Raw genomic sequence first — 6904 nt, forward strand, 5'->3', positions numbered from 1 at the left:
CCGATCTCACGCCGATCAGGCGGTGGCCGGTGTTGCCCCAGGCCGTGACGGTGACGGCCGGCGCGGCGACCGCAACGAGGGCCAGGGCGGCGATGGCGAGACGTTTCATGGACAAACCTCAACAAGGATCACGCCCGTCTAACGCATCCTTGATCGCGCCTCCAGCGTCCAAGGGGTGGTGCGAGGCGCATCGGCGCCTAGGTTATGAAGGCTCCCCCTTCGTCTGTTTCAGGCTCCACGCTCCTGGGGAGCGATGACGTGATTGCGTCGTCGCCGTCGTCCGACGGCCTTTCAAGTGGACGCCAGACCGAAAGGACATTCCCATGCGCACGCCCCGCATCGCCCTTCTTGCTTCCGTCGCCCTTCTTGCGACCGCCGCGACCGCCCAAGCCCAAGACGCATCGACGACGGCGCAGACGCCGACGGCCGCGCCGATGGCCGGCTCGACCACCTTCACCGATGTCGAGCTGAAAAAGTTTGACGACGCCATGGCCAAGGTGAGAGCCGTCAGCGACACGCTGAACGGCGCCCAGCCGACGCCGGAACAGCAGGCGCAGATGGCCGCCGCAGTGCAGGATTCGGGGCTGGAAGTGACGCGCTTCAACACCCTGTCCAACGCCGTCGCCGCCGATCCGACCCTGGCGGCGCGCATTCGGATGGTCAACGCCACGCCGCCAGCGCCCGGCACCCCGGCCGCCGCCGTGACGGATGACGAACTGAACCGCTTCGTCACCGCCATGACGCAGATCCGCGCCGTCACGGCCGAGGTGCAGAACAACCAGGCGACGCCCGAGCAGAGCGCCAAATTGACGGCGGCGGTCGAGGCGTCCGGCCTGACGACCGAGCGCTTCAACGCCATCTCGCAACTCGTGTCCGCGACGCCATATCTTCAGGCCAAGGCGCAACTGGCCGGCGCGCGTCTGGAGAAGGGCGTCAGCCAGTAGGGATCAGGTGTCGGCGGGCTCGCGCCGCGTGTCCGGCGCGGCCGGGCCCGCCTCGTCCTCGTTCAGCAGACGGCCTTCGCGACGGGGCTTGATGTAGGGGGCGGGCTGGGGCGTCGGCATATTGCCGCGCATCAGCTGGCGGCCGGCCTTGAGCCCGCCGGTCAGCTGCAGGTCAAGGCGGGCCTCGTCGCGACGGCGCACGTCGCCGATGGTCTCGGCCGCCTCATGCTCGTCCAGGCCCAGTTCGACCAGGGCGCGCTCGCCGAACTTGAGCGCCGACTCGAAGGTCTCGCGGATCTGGTAGTCCACGCCGGCCTGGATCAGGCGCATCGAATGCCCTCGGTCGAAGGCGCGGGCCATGATCCGGGTGGTGGGGAATTCCGACTTGACCAGTTCGACGATGCGGTCGGCGGCCTCGGGCTTGTCGACGCAGACCAGGACCATCTCGGCCTCCTCCGCGCCCGAAGCGCGCAGGGTGTGCAGCTGGGTGCCGTCGCCGTAATAGACCTTGAACCCGAACTGGGAGGCGGCCTGGATCATCTCCACGTCGTTCTCGATGATCGACACGTCCACGTCGCGGGCCAGCAGGGGTTGAGACACGACCTGGGCGAAACGGCCGAAGCCGATGATCAGCACCTGGCCGCGCAGGTCCTTGGCGAAGTCCACGCCCTCGGCGCTTTCGGCGTCCTGGACCGGCTTGGGCGACAGCCGTGCAATCAGCAGCGAGGTCAGGGGCGTCAGGGCCATCGACAGGATGACCACCGCCGACATCATCGCCCCGATGCGCGCGTCGAACAGGCCGGCGGCGACGGCGGCGCCGTACAGGACGAAGGCGAACTCGCCGCCTTGCGCGAACAGGCCCGCACGCTCGATCGCCTCATGGTGCGAGGCCTTGAACAGGCGCGCGACGGCATAGATGCCCACGCCCTTGACCAGCATGAAGGCCACGACCCCGCCCAGCACCAAACGCCAGTCGGCGACGACGACCGACACGTCCAGCGACATGCCGACGCTGAGGAAGAACAGGCCCAAAAGGATAGCGCGGAACGGCTCGACGTCGGCCTCCAGCTGGTGACGGAAGGTGGACTCCGACAGCAGGACCCCGGCCAGGAAGGCGCCCATGGCCATGGACAGGCCGCCCAGCGACATGGCCCAGGCGGCGCCGACCACCACCAGCAAGGCCGCCGCCGTCATCACCTCGCGCCCGCCGTACTGGGCCAGGAGACGGAAGACCGGATTGACCAGATATTTGCCGGCCAGCAGCACACCGCCGACCGCCGCGACCGCGAAGCCGACGGTCTGCCACAGGGGCGGCGCCTGTTCGTTGGCCACGCCCAGCACTGAGGCCAGGACGGCGACGATCGCCAGCAGCGGCACGATGGCCAGATCCTCGAGCAGCAGGATGGAGACCGCGCGCTGGCCCGGCCCGCCCGCGATCTCGCCGCGCTCTTCCAGCATCTGCATGATGACGGCGGTGGACGACAGGACAAAGCCCATGGCGCCGACGAAGGCGACGGGTGCGGAGAAGCCGGCCAGCATGGCGGTCAGGGTCAGGATCAGGCCGCAGAACAGCACCTGGGCCGCGCCGAGGCCGAAGATTTCCTTGCGCAGTCCCCAAAGCCGTTTGGGCCGCATCTCCAGCCCGATGATGAACAGGAAGATGACCACGCCGAACTCGGCGACGTGCAGGATGGTCTCGGGCTCGCGGAACAGCTTCAGGCCGAAGGGACCGATGGCGAGGCCCGCCGCCAGATAGCCCAGAACCGATCCCAGGCCGATGCGCTTGAACACCGGCACGGCGAGCACGCCCGCGGCCAGCAGAGCGGCCGCCGCGCCCAGATCCAGTCCCGTCGTCGCCTCAGCCATCGCATTCCCCCAAGCTTGGCGTCTATTGTGGAGGTCCTGGTCGGCGATTGCGAGAGGACACCAAAGACACGCTGAAAGATCATCGTGCGTAGAGGGGGATTTGGCGCCACAGTTTCGCCCCATGACGACCCGCGACTGGCGGCAACAAAACAACCGGAGGAAGCCATGTCACGCGTAATCAGAATCGCGGCCCTGTCCGTTCTGAGCCTGTCGTTCGCCGCGCCGCCGGTCGCCATGCCGACCGTCGCCCTGGCCAAGCCGCTGGATGGCGAACCGACGCCGGCGGCGTGCCGGCCTCTTGGCTTTGAGCTGGGATCGCCTGAGCCTGTCGCCGCACCGCCCACGCCGCGCGCCGGTCCGCCGACGCCGCCGGTGAGGATCACACCGACCCGCAAGGAAGATCGCGTCCCCTACGGCGCGCCGCCTCCGCCTCCGCCGCCACCGCCACCGCCTCCATCGCCCGTCCCCGCGCCGTCATCGACGGCGGCCCAAGATATTGTCGTCACAGGCTCCCGGATCACGCGATCACCAGGCGCCCCGACGTCGCCCGGCATGATGACGCCGCCCCCTGCCGACACCGAACGCTACCCTGACGCGACGCCCAATCCGGTGAAGCGGACCAGCGATCAGCCGGTCTCGACCTTCTCGATCGACGTAGACACGGCGTCCTATTCGAACGTGAAGCGCTTCATCGACGAGGGTCGTGCGCCGCCCAAAGATGCGGTGCGGGTGGAGGAGCTGATCAACGCCTTCGACTATGATTATGCCCGGCCGACCAGCCAGACCCGGCCCTTCGCCATCACCACGGCGGTTGCGGCCTCGCCCTGGGCTGACGGGCGCCAGATCGTGCACATCGGCCTGCAAGGTTATGAACTGCCGACGGGCGAGCAGCGGCCGCTGAACCTGACCTTCCTGGTCGACGTCTCCGGCTCGATGCGGTCGCCAGACAAGCTGGACCTGGCCAAGAAGGCGATGAACCTGGCCATCGATCGGCTGAGGCCGCAGGACACGCTGGCCGTCACCTATTACGCGGAAGGCGCCGGCACGACCTTGCAGCCCACGAAGGGCGACGAAAAGCTGAAGATGCGCTGCGCAGTCGCCAGCCTGAAGGCCTCGGGCGGCACGGCCGGGGCGACCGGCATGACCAACGCCTATGACCAGGCCCAGGCGAACTTCGCGCGCGACAAGGTCAACCGCATTCTGATGTTCACCGACGGCGACTTCAACGTTGGGGTGACCGACAACAAGCGGCTGGAGGACTATGTCGCCGACAAGCGCGGGACCGGCATCTATCTGTCGGTCTATGGCTTCGGGCGCGGCAACTATCAGGACGCGCGGATGCAGACCATCGCCCAGGCGGGCAATGGGGTCGCGGCCTATGTCGGGGACCTGAGGGATGCGCGCCGGCTGTTCGGACCGGCCTTCGACAAGGGCGCCTTCCCCATCGCCGACGACGTCAAGATCCAGGTCGAGTTCAATCCCGCCCGCGTCGCCGAATGGCGGCTGATCGGCTATGAGACCCGGCTGTTGAACGAGGAAGACTTCAACAACGACCAGGTCGATGCGGGCGAGGTCGGATCCGGCGCCAGCGTCACGGCCCTGTACGAGATCACCCCCGTCGGCGGCCCGACCCAGGTTCCCGAAAGGCGCTATCCCGACAACCGTATCGGGGTCGGCGGCGGCGATCCGAACGGCGAGATCGGCTTTATCCAGGTGCGCTACAAACAGCCGGGCCAGAGCCGCTCGGACCTGATCCAGCATCCGCTGACCAACCGCGCGGGCGGGTCGGTCAGCGCCCAGCCGCCCGAGGCCACGCGCTGGGCCATCGCCGTCGCCGGCTTTGGGCAAAAGCTGCGGGGCGATCCGTGGATGACGGCCGACTATGGCTGGGACCGGATCATCGATCAGGCGCAAGGGGCCAGGGGCGAAGACCCCTATGGCGATCGGGCCGAGTTTGTTCAGCTGGTGCGGGCGGCCCAGGGCCTTCCCCCGATGCGGACGCCCTGACCGGAACCGCCACGCTCGCGGCGTGTTTTCCAGCGCAACGCTTCAACCAAGGAAACCCGCCATGAAGATCCGCGACGTGATGACCAAGGACGTGCACCTGGCCCGCCCCGCCGACACCATCCAGGACGTGGCCAGCCGCATGGCCAAGGGCGGCTTCGGCTTCGTGCCTGTAGCGGACGGCGATCAGGTGATCGGCACCATCACCGACCGCGACATCGTGGTGCGCGCCCTGGCCACGGGCGCCGCCTCGAGCGCCTCGGTTGTGGAGTTCATCACCCGCGATCCGCAGACGGTGCTGGACACCGACGACCTGAAGGTCGTGTTGGACCTGATGGGCGCCAAGCAGATCCGTCGCGCCCCGGTCGTGGACAAGCATGGCCGCGTGGTCGGCGTCGTGTCGCTGGGCGACCTGTCGACGCGCGTGAAAGAGAAATACGCCGGCGAGACGTTGGAAAGCATCTCGCGTTAAGACCTGCGTAACCGCGCCCCGACACCGGGCGTCAAGGATCGTCGTTCATGCTGTTCCTTCGAATATCGGAGGATGGCATGGCGCGCGCGCAGTTCCAGAAGGGTCAGAAGGTCTGGGTCGAGTGCGTCGGCGCCTGGGCCTTTATCGAACAGGTCCAGCCCGTGTGGGCCAAGGGGTTCGAAGAGCCCGTACGCGTCACCTATGACGTCGGCTTGGGGCGCGAGTTCACCGCCAACGAACTGTTGCTCGCGACCGACGATCCGGCCTCGGATCAGGGCTTGGGCGACTGGCGGCTGCTGCGGGCACGCAACAAGTGGCAGCTACCCGAGGATTGCCTGCATCACCCCCACCCCGGCACCTATCCGGTCGTCGTCACCGATCGGGCGGATTGGGGCGGTTGGCGCGTGCCGGGCGCCGAATACGACCGCGATCCCCAGCATATCGAGTTTCAGGCCCGGCTGATCGCCGCCGCGCCCCAACTGATGCGCCTGGCCCAGGATCTGGTGGATCTGGTCGCCGAGACGCCTGACGATGCGCCGCCGGCTGTCCTGACCCTGGCCCGACAGGCGCGCGATACGCTGCATGGCGTGACGCGTGTGCTGGAGCCCGCGCCCGACCGCCTGCTGTCGCCGGTCGCCGCCGCTTAAAAACCCGTTAAAAGCGCGCACCGAGCCTCGACACGAATCCGCGACGCAGCCTAGATTCCCGCAACGAAGTGTTTGTCGGAGGGTCGGGGCTTGCGGGACGAGGAGCGGCGGGAAAATCGGTCGGGGCGTCGCGCCTCCGACCGCGCCGTCGGCGCACCCGCCTGGTTGCGGATCGCCGTCCTGGTCCTGGCGCTGATCGCGGCCGCCTATGCCCTGATGGCGTCGCGTGAGTTCAGCCGGCCGACCCGCGAAATTAGCCGCCTGGAAGCCGAAAATCTGAAGCTGAGCGCCAAGTTGGTCGCCAGCCAGACCGCGGCGCTGATCCAGTCGGCCGATGCGGGCCTGGCCGCGGGTCGCACCGCCATTGTCGCCAAACGCGCCCCCATAGAGGTCGTGGAAACCGCGCAGGCCGCCGCGCCCAAGGTCGCCTTCACCCTGGTCGGTCCCGGCGAGACGGTGCAGGCCGCCAAGGGCGAAGGATCGGTCGCCGCCGGCCAGGCCAATGCCGACGGTCTGAGGCTGGAGGCGCGGATCGCGCCGGTCCTGCCGACAGGCGGCGAGACGCGGATCGTGTCGGCGGGCGGCGTGGTGCTGGCCTCGGCGCGCGCCGCCGAGATTGGCCAACCCATCCGCACCCTGATCGGCGTCGATGCCTCGGCCCTGGTCGGTCAGGCCGAACCGCGTGCCGTGACGCTGGGGGGGCAGGCCGGCCTCGCTGCGGCCGCTCAGGCCCGGGCGGGCGGCCCTTATGTGGTCGCAATCTCGGAAGGGACGACCGCCTCCGTCTTCGACGACGCCTGGGTGGTGCTCGCGCCGCTAATGCTGGGTGTCGGGGTCGTGGTTCTGTTCGTCCTCTACGGCCTGCGCCAGACGCGCCAGCACCGCGAACGGGTGGCCACCGAAAAGCGGTTCCGCATCGCCGTCGAAGCCGCGCGGTGCGGGGTGTGGGAGTGGGATCTGGCCAAGGGCGA

General features: G+C 68.4%; 5 protein-coding genes and 1 pseudogene. 5 read left to right on the forward strand and 1 reads right to left on the reverse strand.

The features are described 5' to 3' along the window. Positions 1-323 precede the first annotated feature (323 nt). A complete protein-coding gene (locus B3T77_RS06820; RefSeq protein WP_292078298.1) occupies positions 324-944 on the forward strand; it encodes a DUF4168 domain-containing protein in 621 nt (206 codons plus the stop codon). A 3-nt stretch (positions 945-947) separates the two neighbouring features. Here the strand turns inward: B3T77_RS06820 and B3T77_RS06825 are convergent, their stop codons facing one another. Further along, a complete protein-coding gene (locus B3T77_RS06825) occupies positions 948-2810 on the reverse strand; it encodes a monovalent cation:proton antiporter-2 (CPA2) family protein (protein WP_066552470.1) in 1863 nt (620 codons plus the stop codon). 165 nt (positions 2811-2975) lie between these two features. Here B3T77_RS06825 and B3T77_RS06830 point away from each other — a divergent pair, with 165 nt between their 5' ends. The 4 genes and pseudogenes from B3T77_RS06830 to B3T77_RS06845 all read left to right on the forward strand — a co-directional run. Then, entirely contained in the window at positions 2976-4817 is a 1842-nt protein-coding gene (locus B3T77_RS06830) for a YfbK domain-containing protein (RefSeq protein WP_292078301.1), read from the forward strand. A gap of 61 nt (positions 4818-4878) precedes the next feature. Next, complete coding sequence (locus tag B3T77_RS06835) at positions 4879-5286, forward strand: CBS domain-containing protein (RefSeq protein WP_292078303.1); 408 nt, start codon at positions 4879-4881, stop codon at positions 5284-5286. Between the two features lie 77 nt (positions 5287-5363). Further along, a complete protein-coding gene (locus B3T77_RS06840) occupies positions 5364-5933 on the forward strand; it encodes a hypothetical protein (protein WP_066624111.1) in 570 nt (189 codons plus the stop codon). A gap of 90 nt (positions 5934-6023) precedes the next feature. Beyond that, positions 6024-6904: pseudogene (locus B3T77_RS06845) on the forward strand (hypothetical protein); the annotation flags it as partial.

The sequence above is a fragment of the Brevundimonas sp. UBA7838 genome (assembly GCF_002500885.1).
Classification (GTDB): Bacteria; Pseudomonadota; Alphaproteobacteria; order Caulobacterales; family Caulobacteraceae; genus Brevundimonas; species Brevundimonas vesicularis_C.

What these genes read in the sequence shown, in the direction of transcription:
- B3T77_RS06835 (WP_292078303.1), top strand. Translation starts at nt 4,879, where the DNA reads ATGAAGATCCGCGACGTGATGACCAAGGACGTGCACCTGGCCCGCCCC.
- B3T77_RS06825 (WP_066552470.1), bottom strand. Translation starts at nt 2,810, where the DNA reads ATGGCTGAGGCGACGACGGGACTGGATCTGGGCGCGGCGGCCGCTCTG.
- B3T77_RS06820 (WP_292078298.1), top strand. Translation starts at nt 324, where the DNA reads ATGCGCACGCCCCGCATCGCCCTTCTTGCTTCCGTCGCCCTTCTTGCG.
- B3T77_RS06840 (WP_066624111.1), top strand. Translation starts at nt 5,364, where the DNA reads ATGGCGCGCGCGCAGTTCCAGAAGGGTCAGAAGGTCTGGGTCGAGTGC.
- B3T77_RS06830 (WP_292078301.1), top strand. Translation starts at nt 2,976, where the DNA reads ATGTCACGCGTAATCAGAATCGCGGCCCTGTCCGTTCTGAGCCTGTCG.